The 16,879-nt window shown below is 69.7% G+C and carries 15 protein-coding genes, 1 pseudogene and 2 CRISPR repeat arrays; of the genes and pseudogenes, 11 read left to right on the top strand and 5 right to left on the bottom strand.

From position 1 onward, the window contains the following. Window positions 1–99 precede the first annotated feature (99 nt). Window positions 100–720 (bottom strand): TetR/AcrR family transcriptional regulator, encoded by a 621-nt coding sequence (locus FYX01_RS21560; protein ID WP_223830589.1) that lies wholly within the window; start codon window positions 718–720, stop codon window positions 100–102. Between the two features lie 123 nt (window positions 721–843). On the opposite strand from FYX01_RS21560, the gene FYX01_RS21555 reads away from it, so the two are divergent. Beyond that, complete coding sequence (locus FYX01_RS21555; protein WP_150244352.1) at window positions 844–1,680, top strand: alpha/beta fold hydrolase; 837 nt, start codon at window positions 844–846, stop codon at window positions 1,678–1,680. On the opposite strand, the gene FYX01_RS21550 is transcribed toward FYX01_RS21555, so the two are convergent. Then, entirely contained in the window at window positions 1,646–2,176 is a 531-nt protein-coding gene (locus FYX01_RS21550; RefSeq protein WP_150244224.1) for an ATP-binding protein, read from the bottom strand. The genes FYX01_RS21555 and FYX01_RS21550 overlap by 35 nt on opposite strands. Window positions 2,177–2,292: 116 nt before the next feature. Then, on the bottom strand, window positions 2,293–2,670 hold the full coding sequence (locus tag FYX01_RS26305) for a Scr1 family TA system antitoxin-like transcriptional regulator (protein ID WP_190394433.1): 378 nt from the start codon (window positions 2,668–2,670) through the stop codon (window positions 2,293–2,295). Window positions 2,671–2,730: 60 nt separating this feature from the next. On the opposite strand from FYX01_RS26305, the gene FYX01_RS21540 reads away from it, so the two are divergent. From FYX01_RS21540 to cas2e, 10 genes and pseudogenes are all read left to right on the top strand, one after another. After that, complete coding sequence (locus tag FYX01_RS21540) at window positions 2,731–3,030, top strand: Scr1 family TA system antitoxin-like transcriptional regulator (protein ID WP_150244222.1); 300 nt, start codon at window positions 2,731–2,733, stop codon at window positions 3,028–3,030. Between the two features lie 2 nt (window positions 3,031–3,032). Further along, window positions 3,033–3,110: pseudogene (locus tag FYX01_RS27305) on the top strand (DUF397 domain-containing protein); the annotation flags it as partial. A gap of 221 nt (window positions 3,111–3,331) precedes the next feature. Next, window positions 3,332–4,641: direct repeats of the CRISPR family, unit length 29 nt; unit sequence GTGCTCCCCGCGCACGCGGGGATGGTCCC. A gap of 116 nt (window positions 4,642–4,757) precedes the next feature. Then, complete coding sequence (gene cas3, locus FYX01_RS21530; protein ID WP_394350495.1) at window positions 4,758–7,673, top strand: CRISPR-associated helicase Cas3'; 2,916 nt, start codon at window positions 4,758–4,760, stop codon at window positions 7,671–7,673. Continuing rightward, window positions 7,663–9,339 carry a type I-E CRISPR-associated protein Cse1/CasA gene (gene casA / locus FYX01_RS21525; protein WP_150244218.1) on the top strand — a complete coding sequence of 559 codons (1,677 nt, stop codon included), beginning with the start codon at window positions 7,663–7,665 and terminating at the stop codon, window positions 9,337–9,339. The genes cas3 and casA overlap by 11 nt, the downstream gene beginning before the upstream one ends. Continuing rightward, window positions 9,336–9,995: a type I-E CRISPR-associated protein Cse2/CasB gene (gene casB / locus FYX01_RS21520; RefSeq protein WP_150244216.1), complete on the top strand. Its 660-nt coding sequence runs from the start codon at window positions 9,336–9,338 to the stop codon at window positions 9,993–9,995. Before casA ends, casB begins: the two co-directional genes overlap by 4 nt. Window positions 9,996–10,079: 84 nt before the next feature. Then, window positions 10,080–11,273 carry a type I-E CRISPR-associated protein Cas7/Cse4/CasC gene (gene cas7e, locus FYX01_RS21515; RefSeq protein WP_150244213.1) on the top strand — a complete coding sequence of 398 codons (1,194 nt, stop codon included), beginning with the start codon at window positions 10,080–10,082 and terminating at the stop codon, window positions 11,271–11,273. Beyond that, complete coding sequence (gene cas5e / locus FYX01_RS21510; RefSeq protein ID WP_150244211.1) at window positions 11,270–11,989, top strand: type I-E CRISPR-associated protein Cas5/CasD; 720 nt, start codon at window positions 11,270–11,272, stop codon at window positions 11,987–11,989. The genes cas7e and cas5e overlap by 4 nt, the downstream gene beginning before the upstream one ends. Further along, window positions 11,989–12,708 (top strand): type I-E CRISPR-associated protein Cas6/Cse3/CasE, encoded by a 720-nt coding sequence (gene cas6e / locus FYX01_RS21505; protein ID WP_150244209.1) that lies wholly within the window; start codon window positions 11,989–11,991, stop codon window positions 12,706–12,708. The genes cas5e and cas6e overlap by 1 nt, the downstream gene beginning before the upstream one ends. 3 nt (window positions 12,709–12,711) lie before the next feature. Then, window positions 12,712–13,659: a type I-E CRISPR-associated endonuclease Cas1e gene (cas1e, locus tag FYX01_RS21500; protein WP_150244207.1), complete on the top strand. Its 948-nt coding sequence runs from the start codon at window positions 12,712–12,714 to the stop codon at window positions 13,657–13,659. Beyond that, on the top strand, window positions 13,656–14,006 hold the full coding sequence (cas2e, locus tag FYX01_RS21495; protein WP_150244204.1) for a type I-E CRISPR-associated endoribonuclease Cas2e: 351 nt from the start codon (window positions 13,656–13,658) through the stop codon (window positions 14,004–14,006). Before cas1e ends, cas2e begins: the two co-directional genes overlap by 4 nt. 98 nt (window positions 14,007–14,104) lie before the next feature. Then, window positions 14,105–15,719: direct repeats of the CRISPR family, unit length 29 nt; unit sequence GTGCTCCCCGCGCACGCGGGGATGGTCCC. Between the two features lie 58 nt (window positions 15,720–15,777). On the opposite strand, the gene FYX01_RS21490 is transcribed toward cas2e, so the two are convergent. Both FYX01_RS21490 and FYX01_RS21485 read right to left on the bottom strand, forming a co-directional pair. Beyond that, a complete protein-coding gene (locus FYX01_RS21490) occupies window positions 15,778–15,966 on the bottom strand; it encodes a DUF397 domain-containing protein (RefSeq protein ID WP_150244202.1) in 189 nt (62 codons plus the stop codon). 28 nt (window positions 15,967–15,994) lie between these two features. After that, complete coding sequence (locus FYX01_RS21485) at window positions 15,995–16,813, bottom strand: helix-turn-helix domain-containing protein (RefSeq protein ID WP_150244200.1); 819 nt, start codon at window positions 16,811–16,813, stop codon at window positions 15,995–15,997. Window positions 16,814–16,879 lie beyond the last annotated feature (66 nt).

Below are 16,879 nucleotides of genomic sequence, written 5' to 3'. Positions count from 1 at the left end.
GGACAGCCCGGGACGGCTTCCCGGAGCCGGGGAGGCCGGGGCCGCGGTGGAACAGAGGGCCGCCGGGGTGCTCCCCGCGCACGCGGTGACGGCCCCGGCCTACGCGTCGCTCGTGGCGCGGGCCGGGGAGACGCTCTCCCGCGAGTCGGAGCCTGCCCTCTCCAGGGCCGCGTCGATGAGCACCTCGGCGGCCTCGCGCGCCCGGTCGGCCGTCTCCGCCTGACCCGTGATCGCGGCGGTGGTCTGCGCCCCCTCCGCCAGGAGCGCGAGCTGCGCGGCGAGGGAGGAGTCCGCGCCGATCCGTTCCACCAGCTCGCCCAGGTAGCGCTGGAAGGACACCTTGTGCTCGCGCGCGATGTCGGCGACGTCGGAGTTGACCGCACCCAGCTCCGCGAAGGCGTTGACGAACCCGCACCCCCGGAAGTCCTCCTCGCAGAACCAGTCGGACAGGAAACCGTAGACCGCCAGCAGCTTCTCCCGGGGAGTGCCGGCCGCGTTCACGTGCTGGTCCAGCCCCTCGACCCACATCCGCCGCCGGCCCCGCAGGACGGCCATGACGACGTCGCCCTTGGAGGGGAACAGCTGGTAGAGGCGGCGCAGCGAGACCCCGGCGGCGTCCCGCAGCTGGTCCATGCCCACGGAAGAGAAGCCCCGCGTGTAGTAGAGCCGGTCGGCCGCGGCGATGATCCGTTGGCGGTACTCCTCTTTGTTCATGTCCATGTCCGCCAGTGTACTTGCGTTGAGAACGATCGTTCTCTAGACTTCAGAACAAGCGAGAACGATCGTTCTCGCCCATTGGCTCAGATGAGAACAACCGTTCTCATCCAGGGGGAGAGGTCCATCATGGGGCGCATCACCGTCGGAACCGAGAACAGCACTCCGATCGAGCTGTACTACGAGGACCGGGGCACCGGCCAGCCGGTCGTCCTCATCCACGGCTACCCGCTCGACGGCCACTCCTGGGAGAAGCAGGCCGCCGCCCTGCTCGACACCGGGTACCGGGTCATCACCTACGACCGCCGCGGTTTCGGGCAGTCCTCCCAGCCCTCCACCGGCTACGACTACGACACCTTCGCCGCCGACCTCAACACGGTCCTGGAGACGCTCGACCTCACCGACGTCGTCCTGGTCGGCTTCTCCATGGGCACCGGCGAGGTCGGCCGCTACCTGGGCACCTACGGTTCCGCCCGCGTCGCCAAGGCCGCCTTCCTGGCCTCCCTGGAGCCGTTCCTGCTCAAGACCGAGGACAACCCGGACGGTGCCGCGCCCCGGGAGTTCTTCGACGGCGTCGTCGCCGACGTCAAGGCCGACCGGTACGCCTACTTCACCGACTTCTACAAGAACTTCTACAACCTGGACGAGAACCTGGGCACCCGCATCAGCGAGGAGGCCGTCCGCAACAGCTGGAACGTCGCGGCGGGCTCGGGCGCGGTCGCCGCGGCGGCGGCTCCGCTGACCTGGTTCACCGACTTCCGCGCCGACATCCCCAAGATCGACGTCCCCGCGCTGATCCTGCACGGCACCGCGGACAACATCCTGCCGATCGACGCCACCGGCCGCGCGTTCTCGGCCCTGCTGCCGTCGGCGGACTACGTCGAGATCGAGGGCGCCCCGCACGGCCTGCTGTGGACCCACGCCGAGGAGGTCACCGAGGCACTGCTGGCCTTCCTCGCCAAGTAGGGCGGGGGAGCGGGGAAACGGTCACGGAGTGACCGGTGGTCCCGGGGGCGCGTTCGACGGGGGCGCTCCCGGGACCTTCCGCGTGATCGGCGTGATCGGCGTGATCGGAACCGTCAACGGCCGGGTTCGGCCTTCGCCACTCCTCGGCCGTGCGCTGGCGGGGGACCAGGGGACTGGTGTCCTTGGCGCCGTCGTCTATGACCGACAGACGCAGCACGGCCCCGGCGTCCGGCGCGGTGTGCACGGCCAGGGTGCGGATGACCCTGCCGTCGGCCTCTCCCGACCGCGAGTGCTCGACGGCGTTGGCGAACATCTCGCTGGCGCACAGCACCACGGTCTCGACCAGGTCGTCACCGAGCCCGGTGAGCCGGGCCAGGTCGGTGCGCAGGTCCGAGCGCACGCGGCTGGTGGTGGCCAGGGTTTCGGGGTAGAGGCGCGGCTCCCAGCGCCGCTCCGGGTGAGCGGTGGCGACAGAGGTCTGCGGCACAATGACCATGCCGGTATCTCCTTTTTCTGTTGGGTTTTGTGTGCTGGCCGTGCCCTGGAGGCGGACTAACGCCTGCCAGGGCCTTGACGTGTCCGGCCGGTGACACGTGGGGGAGGAACCCGTGATCAGCCCTTGGCGGCGGCGGTGTCATACGCGTCGCTGACCCCGTGGGGGAGGCCCGTGGTGAGGGCGCGCCGCCTGGGCTCGTCGGGGAAGCGTTCGATGACCCGGTCCAGCAGCCGCAGGGAGTCGGCGGCCGACAGGGCCACGCCCTGGAGGGTGGCGAACAGGTCGGTGTAGCCCTTGATGTGCGTGGCGTCGGTGACCAGGTGGCCCGGACCGCGCGGATGCGGGGTGTAGGCGAGGCTGTGGCGCGGGGAGAAGGCCAGCGTCCAGAACACGCCGCGCAGGCCGGGGTGGGGCGCCGTGCCCTGGGGAAGCAGGTGGACCGTGACGCGGTCGCCGGTGGCCAGGTCGCGAAGGCGGGTGAGCTGGGTGCGCATGACGCCGGGTGAATCGTCAGCGAGGCCGCGATCCGCACCACTGTGGGTGGCTCTAGTCTGATGGCAGAACAAGTCCGGCATCTCATTCAGACTGCGGAGCAGCCGAACGTAACCCTTCAGGTGCTGCCTTTCGAGGCAGGAGCCCACGCGGCCTTGGAGATCGGAAACTTCATCCTGCTCACGCTGGATGAGTTGACGGTACTCGTGACCGTCACCGATACCACGAGTCTTTTTTGGGATGATCAGGAATCGCTGGAGCGCTACTCCGGTGTGTTCGAACGCCTGCTTGCGGACGCCTGGCGGCCCGCGCAGACGCTCACCTTCCTGGATGGTGTTGCCAGAGCCTTGGAGAAGGAGTAGCAATGAAGCCGCGCCCCGCTAAGTGGTTCAAGTCAAGCTACAGCGGAACCTCGTCCAACTGTGTCGAGGTTGCTGACTTGAACGAAGGAGCGGCGATGCGGGACACCAAGCATCGGGAAGCGGGGCCCTTGCTTTCCCCAGTATTGAGTGGCATGTCTTCCTTGAGAGCGTCAAGACGGACAGGTAGCGCTAGCTCCGGATTGGCAATTGAGTTATTTTTGGGTTTTTGGGGCTTATGTCTGAATTTCGAGAAGTTGGAAAATTGGCTGCTTGCCGCTGGTAAGTTCGCAGGTCGTGGACTGTGCTCCCCGCGCATGCGGGGATGGTCCCAGGAGCACACCCCCGGCTTCCAGGCCGGAAGGGTGCTCCCCGCGCATGCGGGGATGGTCCCTGCCTGTCGGCGGCGGCAAGAGCTTGGGTGTAGTGCTCCCCGCGCATGCGGGGATGGTCCCAAACCCCTGAGAACATGAAGCCCGGAGAGCCAGTGCTCCCCGCGCATGCGGGGATGGTCCCGGCGCCCGCGAAAGCTACGGCGAGGACACACTGTGCTCCCCGCGCATGCGGGGATGGTCCCGGGTCCGGGGCCGGGGGCGGCGTGGGTGTGGTGTGCTCCCCGCGCATGCGGGGATGGTCCCGAGGTCGTGGAGTTCTACATCGGCCCCGTCGAGTGCTCCCCGCGCATGCGGGGATGGTCCCTGACGTCGCGGTCGTTGGCCAGGTCCAGGCCTGTGCTCCCCGCGCATGCGGGGATGGTCCCAGGTCTTCGAGGAACGCCACGTTCGGCGCGGCGTGCTCCCCGCGCATGCGGGGATGGTCCCGACAGCAGCGAGCCGATCGACGTGAACCCCATGTGCTCCCCGCGCATGCGGGGATGGTCCCGAGTGGCGCGCGCTGCTGGGAGGGCTGGGCGGGTGCTCCCCGCGCATGCGGGGATGGTCCCCACCTAGGGCCGCCTCGTCCGCGAACACGAGGGTGCTCCCCGCGCATGCGGGGATGGTCCCAAGATGCGCGAGGAGTAGCCCGCCGTCCCCGCGTGCTCCCCGCGCATGCGGGGATGGTCCCGCGGTGCGCGAGTTGCGGCTGTACCTCATGGAGTGCTCCCCGCGCATGCGGGGATGGTCCCGGCATCATCGACCCCGCCGACCTGGAGGTGCAGTGCTCCCCGCGCATGCGGGGATGGTCCCAGCTGGCGGCCGTCGTCGTCCAGACCCGCGACGTGCTCCCCGCGCACGCGGGGATGGTCCCCACGCCAGCGACGCCAGCAGTCTCGCGACGGGGTGCTCCCCGCGCACGCGGGGATGGTCCCCCCTCGGCCGCTTCACCGAGCACGGGCAACAGGTGCTCCCCGCGCACGCGGGGATGGTCCCTGACGCGGTCTTCACTACCAAGCGACTCCGAGGTGCTCCCCGCGCACGCGGGGATGGTCCCATCGTGGGCCAGGCGACGGTGCGCTCCGGGGTGTGCTCCCCGCGCACGCGGGGATGGTCCCTGAGTGACGAACCTTATAGTGAACCTTGGAATGTGCTCCCCGCGCACGCGGGGATGGTCCCTTCTTCAAGGTCTTGTAGGAGGGCACGAGCGAGTGTTCCCCGCGCATGCGGGGATGTGTCCGGCGCACAGAGCACGTGGTTTGCACGTGCGGGCGGGTTCCTCATGGCCGGATGCGGTCAGAGCGGATATGGGCGTTTGGCTGCGGAAGGTCGCTGAGCTCCTGTTCAATGTCGGCCATGACAGACGAGGGTCGCCCCCAGCCCTGGAAAGACCGCCTCTCCACGGCTGCTCGCCAAATATGGGCCAAGCACGACTTCGACTCCGACGGCTGGTTGCCCCTGTGGCGTCACATGGCCGACAGCGCCGCCGTCGCGAGCAAGCTGTGGGACGAGTGGCTCCCCTCCCAGGTACGTGACCAGATCAGCCACGTACTCCCCGAGGGCGAAGACGAAGCCCGAACCCTCGCCATCTGGCTGGCCGCCACTCACGACATCGGCAAAGCCACCCCTGCCTTCGCCTGTCAGGTCGAACAACTCGCCGAGCGCATGCGCCACGAAGGCCTGGAGATGCCCCTCCAGAAACAGATGGCCGACCGCCAACGCGCGCCCCACGGCCTGGCCGGACAGCTGATCCTCCGCGACTGGCTGGTGCAGCGCCACGGCTGGAAGGAACGTTCCACCCACCAGCTCACCGTCATCGTCGGAGGCCACCACGGCACCCCTCCGAGCATTGGTGCCATCGCCGACCTGGCCCGACGTCCGGAACTACTCCGCACCCCCGGGCACGAACAGGTCTGGGCTACGGCACAGCGGGAGCTCCTGGACGCGGCGGCGCAGGAAACAGGGGCGTCCGACCGGCTCGGGGACTGGACAGCCCTCAAACTCCCGCAGACCGCGCAAGTACTCCTCACCGCCCTGGTCATCACCGCCGACTGGATCGCCAGCAACCCCGAGCTGTTCCCCTACTTCCCCGGCGAACGCGGCACTGACCCCGAGCGCACCGAACACGCCTGGCACCTCCTGGACCTGCCACAACAGTGGAAGGCCGAAAAACCGGAAGGCACCACCACCGGGCTCTTCAAGGCCCGTTTCGACCTCCCGGCCGGAGCGACACCCCGTCCCGTCCAGGAACAGGCCGTCGAGGCAGCGCGGGAGATGACGGGTCCGGGTCTGATGATCATCGAGGCCCCGATGGGCGAGGGCAAGACCGAAGCCGCCCTGACCGCGGCGGAGATCTTCGCCGCCTGCTCCGGAGCGGGCGGCTGCTTCGTCGCCCTCCCCACCATGGCCACAAGCAACGCCATGTTCCAGCGCTACCTGAACTGGCTCGAACGCCTCCCCGGGATGCCCGAGGAAGCCACCTCAGTCTTCCTCGCCCATTCCAAGGCCCACCTCAACAGGGACTTCACCAAGCTCATGGGCGGCGGCCACCGCCTGGCCACCGACACCGACCGGGACAGCGACGACGCCCCCGCCAACAGGCAGGCTCCCAGCGAACTGGTCGCCCACCACTGGCTCCGGGGCCGCAAGAAGGGCATGCTGTCCTCCTTCTCGGTCGGCACCGTCGACCAACTCCTGTTCATGGGTCTCAAGAGCCGCCACCTGGCCCTCCGCCACCTCGCCATGGCGGGCAAGGTCGTCGTCATCGACGAGGCCCACGCCTACGACACCTATATGAACGCCTACCTCGACCGCGCCCTCTCCTGGCTCGGCCAGTACGGAGTGCCGGTCATCGTTCTCTCCGCGACCCTGCCCGCCCGTCGCAGGCGTGAGCTGGTCGACGCCTACACCGACACAACCGGAGACACGGACAACCACGCGGTGGAGAGCGCCCGCGAGTACCCGCTGGTCACCACCGCCGAGCGCGGCCGTGCATCCCGCGTCCACGCCCCCGCCGCATCCGGCCGATCGACCGACGTCACCGTGGAACCCCTGGACGACGACCTCGACGTACTCGCCGATCGCCTCGGAGGGGAACTGGCCGAAGGCGGCTGCGCCCTGGTCGTGCGCAACACGGTCGCCCGTGTCCACGAGGCCGCTGCTCACCTGCGTGACCGCTTCGGAGACGGCGCGGTGACCGTCGCGCACTCACGCTTCCTCGACCTGGACCGGGCCTCCAGGGACGAGCAGCTCCTGCGGGAGTACGGCTCGCCCGCCAGGGTCGCCGAGCTCGGTGGAGATCGTCCCACCAGGCACATCGTGGTCGCCAGCCAGGTCGTGGAGCAGTCCCTGGACGTCGACTTCGACCTGCTGGTCACCGACCTCGCCCCGGTCGACCTGGTACTCCAGCGCATGGGCCGCATGCACCGCCATCCGCGCGGGGAGGAGCAGAGCGATCGGCCCCCACGCCTTCGCCGCGCCCGCTGCCTGATCACCGGAGTCGACTGGGCCGAGACACCGCCCCGGCCAGTACGGGGTTCGCGGACGGTCTACGGCGAGTACGCCCTCCTGCGTTCCCTTGCCGTACTGCGCTCCCGCCTGGAAGCCGACACCGACACCGACGCCGGTCCCGACGCCAGCCCTACCATGCGTCTGCCCGACGACATCAGCCCTCTGGTCCAGGACGCCTACGGCGGCGCCGAAGCAGCCCCGTCCACCTGGCAGGAGCGGATGGCCGAGGCCCTGAAGGCGCACGAGCAGCAGCACGCGCGCAAGGGTGAGAAGGCACAGACCTTCCTCCTCAACCCGGCGGGCCGGGACGGCAGGGGCCTCATCGGCTGGGTCGACGCCGGGGTCGGCGACGCCGACGACACCCAGGGCGGAAAGGCCCAGGTCCGCGACACCGGCGAGAGCCTGGAGGTTCTGGTGGCGCGGCGTCACGCCGACGGCACGGCCACCACCGTCCCCTGGCTGACCGAGGGCCGCGGCGGTCTGCCCCTGCCCATCGACGCGGTGCCTTCTCCCCGTGCCATCCGCGCCCTGGCCGCCTCCGGCCTACGCCTGCCCTACCAGCTGACCGTCTCCGGCGCGGTGATCGAGCAGGCCATCACCGAGCTCGAAGCCGAGATCGTGCTCGCCTGGCAGACCAAGGACGCCCACTGGATCGCCGGGGAGCTCGTCCTGTTCCTGGATGAGGGCAACCGCGCCGAGCTGGCCGGGCACACGCTCCACTACACAGAATCCGACGGACTAGAGGTCCACCGTGCCGACTGACGCCACCGTGCCCCCGCCCACCTCCTTCGACCTGATCTCACGCTCCTGGATCCCGGTCCAGCGCCTCGACGGGGGAGAGGCCGCGCTCTCCCTGGCCGAGGTCTTCGAACAGGCCCCGGACATCCGACGCCTCGTCGGTGACGTGCCCACCCAGGACTTCGCGCTCCTGCGCCTCCTCCTGGCGATCCTGCACGACGCGGTCGAAGGCCCTGGAGACGTCGACGAGTGGGAGGAACTGTGGGAGGACGGCATCCCGGCGGACCGGGTGCGCGCCTATCTCAGCGAACACCGTGACCGCTTCGACCTGCTGCACCCCGCCACGCCGTTCCTCCAGGTCGCGGACCTGCGCACCGGCAAGGGCGAGCACTCCCCGCCTGACCCGATCGTGGCGGACGTGCCCAACAACGCGCGCTTCTTCACCATGCGAGCGCACGGTGCCGAGCGGCTGACCTTCGCCGAGGCCGCACGCTGGCTTCTGCACGCCCACGCCTACGACACCTCGGGCATCAAGTCGGGCGCGGTCGGCGACCCCAGACTCAAGGGCGGCAAGGTCTACCCGCAGGGGGTGGGCTGGGTCGGAAACCTCGGCGGGGTGTACGTGGAGGGCGACGACCTCCAGCAGACCCTCCTGCTCAACCTCGTCGCCTCCGGGGAGCAGAGCCTCAACCTGCGCACGGATGCGGCAAAGGACGCACCAGCCTGGCGCCGTCCCCAGAACACCGCCGAACCCCTGGCGGGCGCGGAGGCCGAGACCCGACCGCACGGGCTGCGCGACCTCTACACCTGGCAGAGTCGCCGGATCCGCCTGCACCACGACGGCGAAGGCGTCCACGGTGTCCTGCTCGCCTACGGCGACCCGCTCACCGCACGCAACAAGCACCAGCGCGAGCCCATGACCGCGTGGCGCCGCAGCCCCGCCCAGGAGAAGAAGCTTCGGGAGGCCCCGGTCTACCTTCCGCGCGAGCACGACCCCGCCCGCAGCGCCTGGCGCGGACTCGGCGCGTTGGTCACGGGGTACGCCCGCGGCGCGGAACAGCGCCAGGAGGCGGCGAAGATCGTGCGTCCGCGCATCCTGGACTGGATCGCGCTCCTCGCCTTCGAGAACCTTCTGTCCAAGGACTTCCTGGTCCGCGCCCGTATCGTCGGCGCCGTCTACGGCACCCAGCAGTCCGTCATCGACGAGATCGTGGACGACGCCGTGGCCATGCCCGTCGTCCTGCTCCACGACCGGGACGGCGCCCTCGCTCGGACAGCGGTCGACGCGGTCACCGACGCGGAGGAGGCGGTCACCGTCCTGGGCGACCTGGCCACCGCCCTCGCCGAAGCGTCGGGCGCCGACGGGGAGGGCCCGCGCGCGAACGCCCGCGACCGGGGGTTCGCGGAACTGGATGAGCCCTTCCGCAAGTGGCTGCGCGGCCTCAACACCGCCGAACCCCCTCTGGAACAGCGCCGCCACTGGCAACTTCAGGCACACCAGACTGTTTTCCAGCTTGGCGCCGAACTCATGGACACAGTTGGAGAAGCGGCCTGGACCGGTCGGGTCATCGCCACCAAGAAGGGCTCGGTCTGGCTCACCGCTTCCCGGGCCGATCTGCGTTTCCGCGCCGGCCTGCGCAAGGTGCTTCCCCTGACCATCCCCGACGACTCCCCGGAGGAAGAACAGTGACCACCACGAGCCCTGCCGAGTTCGTGCCCAAACTCAGGGACATCGGGGAGTTGGTCGACGAACGCGTCCGCCAGCTCCAGGGCGGCTACCTGAAGGACCTCTCCGAGGCCGTCGCCACCCTGGCCAGACTGCGCCGGGGCGCGGGCAAACCGATCGATGCGGTCCCGGAGCTGGTGGGACTGACACTGGACCACCGCTTCTACGAGAGGTTCGGCATCGACGACGACCCCCGGACCGGGGCAGCGGAGGCGGCGGTGCACGGGGCCCTCACCCTCTACGCCCTGCATCAGCAGTCCAAACGGGACCGGGGCATGCACAAACGCGGACGCGATCTCGGCGGAGCCGTCCGCCGACTCATGCCCTCCGGGGATATCGACGAACCGCTGCGCAGGAGGTTCGTGCAGGTCGGAAGCGCCACCGACCCCGCCACCCGTCTGGACCGGCTCCGGGGGATCGTCAAGCTTCTGCGCGCCCAGGACATTCCGCTCGACTACGGGCTTCTCGCCGACCAGCTCTACGAGGCCCGCACGCCTGCCGGGGCGGCCCGGGTCCGCCGGCTGTGGGGCCGCGGATTCCAGGCTCACCGCCCCCAGGGGGCAGCCGAGGCCAACGATGCCGCCGACGGGCCGGAGACCGAGACCGGCGTCGAGGACTGACTGCGCCGCCTTTCCAACACCCCCCCCACCAGCTTTCTGCCCCCATGTGCCCGTTGGCGGGCACCGACAGGACGAGGACACACCATGAGCCGCACCATTCTCGACGTGCACGTGCTGCAGACCGTGCCGCCCAGCAACCTCAACCGCGACGACACCGGCGCCCCCAAGACGGCCGTCTACGGCGGGGTCCGCCGCTCCCGGGTCTCCAGCCAGGCGTGGAAGCGAGCCACCCGGCTCGCCTTCGACGCCCTGGTCGACTCGCAGGAGCTGGGCACCCGGACCAAGCGTGTGGCGGAGCTGGTCGCCTCCCGCATCAGCGAGATCGCCCCGGACGTCGATGAGGCCGAGGCGCTGACCCTGGCCGCCGAGGTCTTCCATTCGATTCTCGGAAAGAAGCTGGAGGTTCCGAAGCGGAAGGCTGATGCTGCAAAACAGAAGGGCGAGAAGGAGCCCGCCCCCGAGTCGGCCTACCTGATGTTCCTCAGCGCCCGCCAACGTGACGGACTCGCCGAGCTCGCCGTGGAGGGCCGTGAGGACATCAAGGCCTTCCTCAAGGACAAGGACAACAAGGCGAAGGCCAAGTCGATCGCCGACACCCGCCACTCGGTGGACATCGCCCTGTTCGGCCGAATGGTCGCCGACGGCGCCGACATCAACGTGGACGCCGCCGCGCAGGTCGCACACGCCATCAGTGTCCACGCGGTGGAGAACGAGTCGGACTACTACACGGCCGTGGACGACCAGAACCCCGAGGAGGACACTGGCGCGGGCATGATCGGCACGGTGGAGTTCAACTCCGCGACGCTGTACCGGTACGCGGCCGTGGACGTGGACCTGCTCGGGAAGAACCTGGGGGAGGGGCTGCGCGAGGACGAGCCCGTCAGTGAGCCGTTGCGCCGCGCGGTGGAGGCGTTCGTGCGCGGGTTCGTGGCGTCACTGCCCACCGGCAAGATCAACACCTTCGGCAACCACACCCTGCCCGACGCGGTCATCGTCAAGCTGCGCGACGCGCGCCCGATCAGTTTCGTGGGGGCCTTCGAGGCTCCGGTCGAGACCGGGGAGGAGCGCGGGTTCGTCGCAGGGGCGTGCAGGCAGCTCGCCGAGCACGCCGAGGAAATCGAGCGGGCCTACGGCGCCGAGGGCACCCGTGGGTGGGTACTGCGGATCGGTGAGCGGACCAAGCCGCTGGCGGAGCTCGGTACCCAGGCGCGGAGTCTGGACGAACTGGTCGGAGGAGTCGGCGAGGCAGTGGCGCAGCGCGTGGAGAGCGACGCATGAGCGTGCTGGCCCTCGTCCTGGCGGGTCCCCTCCAGTCGTGGGGGTCGGCCTCCCGGTTCGCCCGGCGCGGCACCGAGCACGCCCCCACCAAGAGCGGGGTGCTCGGGCTGCTGGCCGCCGCCCAGGGACGCGACCGGACCGCCGACCTGTCCGACCTGGCGGCGCTGCGCTTCGGCGTGCGCGTGGACCAGCCGGGAACCCGCGTGCGTGACTACCAGACCGCCAAACACCTGGTCACCGGCACGTCCATGCCGGTGTCGGAGCGCTTCTACCTGTCCGACGCCGTGTTCGTGGCGGCGGTGGAGGGGGAGGAATGCCTGGTCGCCGAGCTGTACCGGGCGGTCCGTAGCCCCGTCTACCTGCCCTATCTCGGCAGGCGGTCCTGCCCTCCAGCCCGGCCGGTCGACCTGGGCGAGCCGGTGGACGGCCGGGTCGAGGACGTCCTGCGGGAGCAGCCCTGGCAGGCCGCCCGGTGGTACCAGCGGCAGTGGCGGTGGCGCGCCCGGGAGGAGGTCGAGTTGAGCACCCTGGTCGACGCCGCGCCGGGGGAGACCCGGGCCGACTCACTGCGCGATCTGCCGCTCAGCTTCGACCCGCTGCACCGCCGGTACGCCCTGCGTACGGTACTGCCCGACTCGGTTCGCGTCCCCAACCCGACGGCTCGCAGGAACGCGCTGCCCGACCACGACCCCACGGCCGTGCTGGGAGGAAACTGATGCACCTGACCCGATTCCGGTTCAACACCCATCGTCCTGGCGCGAGGAGACTGCTGTCCTCGCCGCAGGCCATGCACGCCGCCGTCATGGGGTCCTTCCCCGATCTGCTGCCGGGCGACCCCGGTGCGCCCCGGGTGCTGTGGCGGGTGGACCGCAACGCCGCGGCGGAGGTGTTCCTCTACGTGGTGAGCCCCGCCCGGCCCGACCTGACCCACGTGGTGGAGCAGGCCGGGTGGCCGACCAACCCCGAGGGCACATGGCGGACCCACGACTACACCGGGTTCCTGGACGGGTTGGAGGCCGGGCAGTCGTGGGCGTTCCGGCTCACCGCCAATCCCGTGCACAGCATCCGGCGCAAGGACGGGGAACCCACCAAGGTCACCGCGCACGTGACCCCCCGCCACCAGGCGGGATGGCTGCTGAAGCGGCAGGAGGCGTGCGGTTTCGAGATCGTGCGCAGGTCAGCCGACCAGCAGTTGCTCCCGGGTGAGGACGAACACGAACTACTCGTGCACGACCGCGGCGCGCGCGGCTTCGACAAGCCCGACCCGCGCCCGGACAGGCGCGGGAAGCGGATGCGGGTTCCCGTGGTCACCGCGACCTTCGACGGGCGGCTTACCGTGACCGATCCCGACGCGTTGCGCCGCACGCTGTGCGCGGGCCTGGGACGGGCCAAGGCGTACGGGTGCGGGTTGATGACCCTGGCGCCGGTGGGCTGAGGCATGGGAACCGTGGGCAGGCGTAGGACATCGGGTCCGCGCGAGCTGACGAGGGTGGGCGACCGCTTGTCGTTCTTGTACCTGGAGCGGTGCATCGTGCACCGCGACTCCAACGCCATCACCGCCGAGGACGGTGACGGGACGCGCTACCTGCCGTCCGCGACCATCGGCACGCTGCTGCTGGGGCCCGGGACGAACGTCACCCACTCGGCCATGAGCCTGCTCGGCGAGTGCGGGGCGACGGTCGTGTGGGTGGGGGAGCACGGGGTGCGTTACTACGCGGCGGGGAGGGCGTTGACGCGGTCCTCCCACATCGTGGAGGCGCAGGCGAAGGCGTGGGCCAACCGGCAGCGGCGGCTGGACGTGGCGCGGGCGATGTACAGGATGCGTTTCCCGGACCTGGAGGTGGAGGCGTTCGGTCGCCAGGGGCTTCTGGGAAAGGAGGGGGACCGGGTCAAGGCGTGCTACCGGGAGCAGTCCGAGCGGACCGGTGTGCCGTGGCACGGGCGTAGGTACACGCCCGGTGACCACGACGTCTCGGACCCTCCGAACAAGGCGGTCACGTCGGCCGCCCAATGTTTCTACGGGGTCGCGCACGCCGTGACCGCCGCCCTCGGGTGCAGCCCGGGGCTGGGGTTCGTCCACTCGGGGCACGAGCGCGGTTTCGTGATGGACGTGGCGGACCTGTACAAGGTGGAGATCGGCATCCCCGTGGCCTTCGACGCGGCGGCGCAGGGGGACGACGACGTGGACGGGGTGACGCGCAGGCTGCTGAGGGACCGGATCAACCAGGACGGTCTGCTGGACCGGTGCGTGCGCGACGTCAAGGCCCTGCTGCTCGGTGAGGACCAGGAGGGGAACGAGGACCTCGCCGACACGGTCGGTCTGGTGGGCGACCGTGGCGAGCTGCTGGAATCGGGTTACAGCTACACCGACGAGGTGGTCTGGTGACGGTCGTCGTGCTCACGAACTGCCCGGCCGGGCTGCGCGGGTTCCTGACCCGGTGGCTCATGGAGATCTCGGCCGGGGTGTTCATAGGCAACCCGTCGCGTCGGATCCGGGAAGTGCTGTGGGCGGAGGTGAAGGAGTACGCGGGGAACGGGAGGGCGTTGCTGGCGTACAGCACCGATTCCGAGCAGGGGTTCACCTTCGAGACCTTCGAACACCACTGGGAGCCGGTGGACCACGAGGGGCTTACCCTGATGCACCGCCCCAAGAAGGTGGTGGAGGAGGACAGGCGCCCGCCGAAGAAAGGGTGGAGCAAGGCCTCGAAGAGACGGCGCTTTGGTGGGCGATGAGTTGTTTGGGATTTATGTGGCCTGTGGTGCGCGTGTCCGTCTTTGAAGAAGTTGGAAAAACGGCCGCTTGCCATTGGTAAGTTCGCAGGTCGTTGACTGTGCTCCCCGCGCACGCGGGGATGGTCCCCAGAAATCGACGTTTTCGGGATTCCCGGCCATGTGCTCCCCGCGCACGCGGGGATGGTCCCTCACCAGGACGCCGACGGCGCAGAGGTCATCAGTGCTCCCCGCGCACGCGGGGATGGTCCCACGTCGTTCGTCTTCATCTTCCAGCAGAAGACGTGCTCCCCGCGCACGCGGGGATGGTCCCTGGTGCTGGTCGATCTCCAACAGCGTGTGCAGGTGCTCCCCGCGCACGCGGGGATGGTCCCGTGGGTGGGTTCCACGAACTCACCATCGGAGAGTGCTCCCCGCGCACGCGGGGATGGTCCCCGTAGGACGGTTTGGGCGGCGGGGTCCTTGTTGTGCTCCCCGCGCACGCGGGGATGGTCCCTCCCACGGCACCGGCCGCAGGGTCGAACTCGTGTGCTCCCCGCGCACGCGGGGATGGTCCCCGCCCTGATGCACTCCTCCCAGTACTGGGCCTGTGCTCCCCGCGCACGCGGGGATGGTCCCACGGCACCGAGGTCTCCGATACGACCCTGGCCGTGCTCCCCGCGCACGCGGGGATGGTCCCTTGCGGTAGACCCCGCCCGAGGAGGGGCCCCAGTGCTCCCCGCGCACGCGGGGATGGTCCCGTGGGACCTGGCCGTCGACACCCTGCCCCAGGGTGCTCCCCGCGCACGCGGGGATGGTCCCCGCAACGTGTACCCGTGCGCGCCGCCCGCACCGTGCTCCTCGCGCACGCGGGGATGGTCCCGTCACCAGTGATGAGTTCCTGCTGGAACTTCGGTGCTCCCCGCGCACGCGGGGATGGTCCCGCCACGGGCACCATCGCGGCGGCCCCGAGCTGGTGCTCCCCGCGCACGCGGGGATGGTCCCGGCTATTGGCATCCCACCGAAATTTCTTCCGGGTGCTCCCCGCGCACGCGGGGATGGTCCCGTGACCGTCTCCTCGGCGGGCAGCTCGGCGGCGTGCTCCCCGCGCACGCGGGGATGGTCCCACAAGGAGGGGTTTCCGCTGGTCACGGCGGGAGTGCTCCCCGCGCACGCGGGGATGGTCCCGCTGGGGAGGGCTCTCGGGACCCTGTCAGGTTGTGCTCCCCGCGCACGCGGGGATGGTCCCATCTTCGCCCGCAACCTCGCCTCCAAGGTGATGTGCTCCCCGCGCACGCGGGGATGGTCCCGGGTGGCGGGTGAGTTCCCCCGCCGCCTCGGCGTGCTCCCCGCGCACGCGGGGATGGTCCCGCGTTCACGACCTGGAAGGGCATCGAAGCCACGTGCTCCCCGCGCACGCGGGGATGGTCCCGCTGGGGAGGGCTCTCGGGACCCTGTCAGGTTGTGCTCCCCGCGCACGCGGGGATGGTCCCCGCCCTGCACAAGCAGGTCCGCGAGATCATCAGTGCTCCCCGCGCACGCGGGGATGGTCCCCCGTGCTCGGACGCGACCTCCAGGTCCCTCAGGTGCTCCCCGCGCACGCGGGGATGGTCCCAACTTCACCGACGTTGATGGGGCGATGGCCAGGTGCTCCCCGCGCACGCGGGGATGGTCCCTTCTCCAGAAAGGCGACGCTCTCCCGTGGGGAGTGCTCCCCGCGCACGCGGGGATGATTGCTGGAGCGGTTGAGGCCCGAACTGACAAGCTTCGTCGTGGGTCTGGGCGCTCGGTACTGCTACGGCTGACGCGCCTTGAGGGTGTTGAGGAGGCCGGTCCACTCAGGGGTACCGAAGGCGAGGCGCCCGAGTTCCCGGTTCTGGGTGTCGCGAACCAACACGCTCTGCCCCTCAGCGACCTCAACGCACTCGCCACCGTTGGTGCTGTAGCTGCTCTTGTGCCAGGTGCGGGGGTGCGGCGCGGTCATTTCCGTGTCTCCTCTTCTTTGCAGGGGCCTACTGATCCTCGTCCAGGAGCCCACGTACGAAGAGGACCGACTCATCGGGTTTGAGCGCTTTGCCCAGCAGGCTCCCGAACATCAGCGTATAGCGGCGGACTTCTTCAGGGTTCTCCGGAACGAGTCCACTACCGGCCTGTTCGAGGTAGACCACGTCGGGGTCGGCCTGTTCCGGGAACTCCAGGAGATAGAACGGGCCGTCCATCCCGGCATGGGCCCCGTGTGAGAACGGTAGAACTCGGATGGTCACGTGTGCTCGCTCGGTGAGTTCTACGAGGTGCCGGAGTTGTGCCCGCATGGTCTCGGGACCGCCGACCTGGCGACGCAGCACTGCTTCATCCAGCACAGCGACCACTTGCAGAGGGGCATCCGGACGGGTGAGTAGTTCTTGGCGAGACATGCGCACCAGGATCTTCTCGTCCACCAGGTCGGGGGTGGACGTGATGGCGGTCTGTTCGGTCACCGCGCGGGCGTAGGACTCGGTCTGGAGGATGCCTGGCACCACGATGGTCTGGAACGTGCGGACCACGGAGGCCGCTGCCTCCAGGCCGATGTAGCTGTCGAACCCGGGTTTGAGGGCCTGCCGATGGCGGTGCCACCACCCGCGCTTGCGGGCGTGCTTGGCCATCTCGATGAGTTCCTCGCGTTCTGCCCCATGCACGCCGTACACATCGAGCAGAATGGCCACGTCCCCAGGCTTCGGCCTGGTCATCCCCGTCTCGTATCTCCACAAGGTGCTGTCGGTGATGCCGACGTGATCGGCGACTTCGGCACGGGAGAGCCCTGAGCTGCTGCGGAGCCGGGTCAGTTCCGCCATCAGGCGTCGCTGACGAGCGGTCGGGCTCGGGCGTGCGGTCATACTGCACCTCCTGGTTCTACGTGA

Source organism: Nocardiopsis quinghaiensis, assembly GCF_008638365.1.
Taxonomy (GTDB): Bacteria; Actinomycetota; Actinomycetes; order Streptosporangiales; family Streptosporangiaceae; genus Nocardiopsis; species Nocardiopsis quinghaiensis.
The sequence above is the reverse complement of the archived record's forward strand: the minus strand, read 5'-3'. Positions and strand labels throughout refer to the sequence as shown.

Coding starts and splice junctions, on each gene's coding strand:
- FYX01_RS21555 (WP_150244352.1), top strand. CDS start 844: ATGGGGCGCATCACCGTCGGAACCGAGAACAGCACTCCGATCGAGCTG.
- cas7e (WP_150244213.1), top strand. CDS start 10,080: ATGAGCCGCACCATTCTCGACGTGCACGTGCTGCAGACCGTGCCGCCC.
- FYX01_RS26305 (WP_190394433.1), bottom strand. CDS start 2,670: ATGCGCACCCAGCTCACCCGCCTTCGCGACCTGGCCACCGGCGACCGC.
- FYX01_RS21490 (WP_150244202.1), bottom strand. CDS start 15,966: ATGACCGCGCCGCACCCCCGCACCTGGCACAAGAGCAGCTACAGCACC.
- FYX01_RS21550 (WP_150244224.1), bottom strand. CDS start 2,176: ATGGTCATTGTGCCGCAGACCTCTGTCGCCACCGCTCACCCGGAGCGG.
- cas5e (WP_150244211.1), top strand. CDS start 11,270: ATGAGCGTGCTGGCCCTCGTCCTGGCGGGTCCCCTCCAGTCGTGGGGG.
- FYX01_RS21560 (WP_223830589.1), bottom strand. CDS start 720: ATGGACATGAACAAAGAGGAGTACCGCCAACGGATCATCGCCGCGGCC.
- cas3 (WP_394350495.1), top strand. CDS start 4,758: ATGACAGACGAGGGTCGCCCCCAGCCCTGGAAAGACCGCCTCTCCACG.
- cas1e (WP_150244207.1), top strand. CDS start 12,712: ATGGGAACCGTGGGCAGGCGTAGGACATCGGGTCCGCGCGAGCTGACG.
- FYX01_RS21485 (WP_150244200.1), bottom strand. CDS start 16,813: ATGGCGGAACTGACCCGGCTCCGCAGCAGCTCAGGGCTCTCCCGTGCC.
- FYX01_RS21540 (WP_150244222.1), top strand. CDS start 2,731: ATGGCAGAACAAGTCCGGCATCTCATTCAGACTGCGGAGCAGCCGAAC.
- cas6e (WP_150244209.1), top strand. CDS start 11,989: ATGCACCTGACCCGATTCCGGTTCAACACCCATCGTCCTGGCGCGAGG.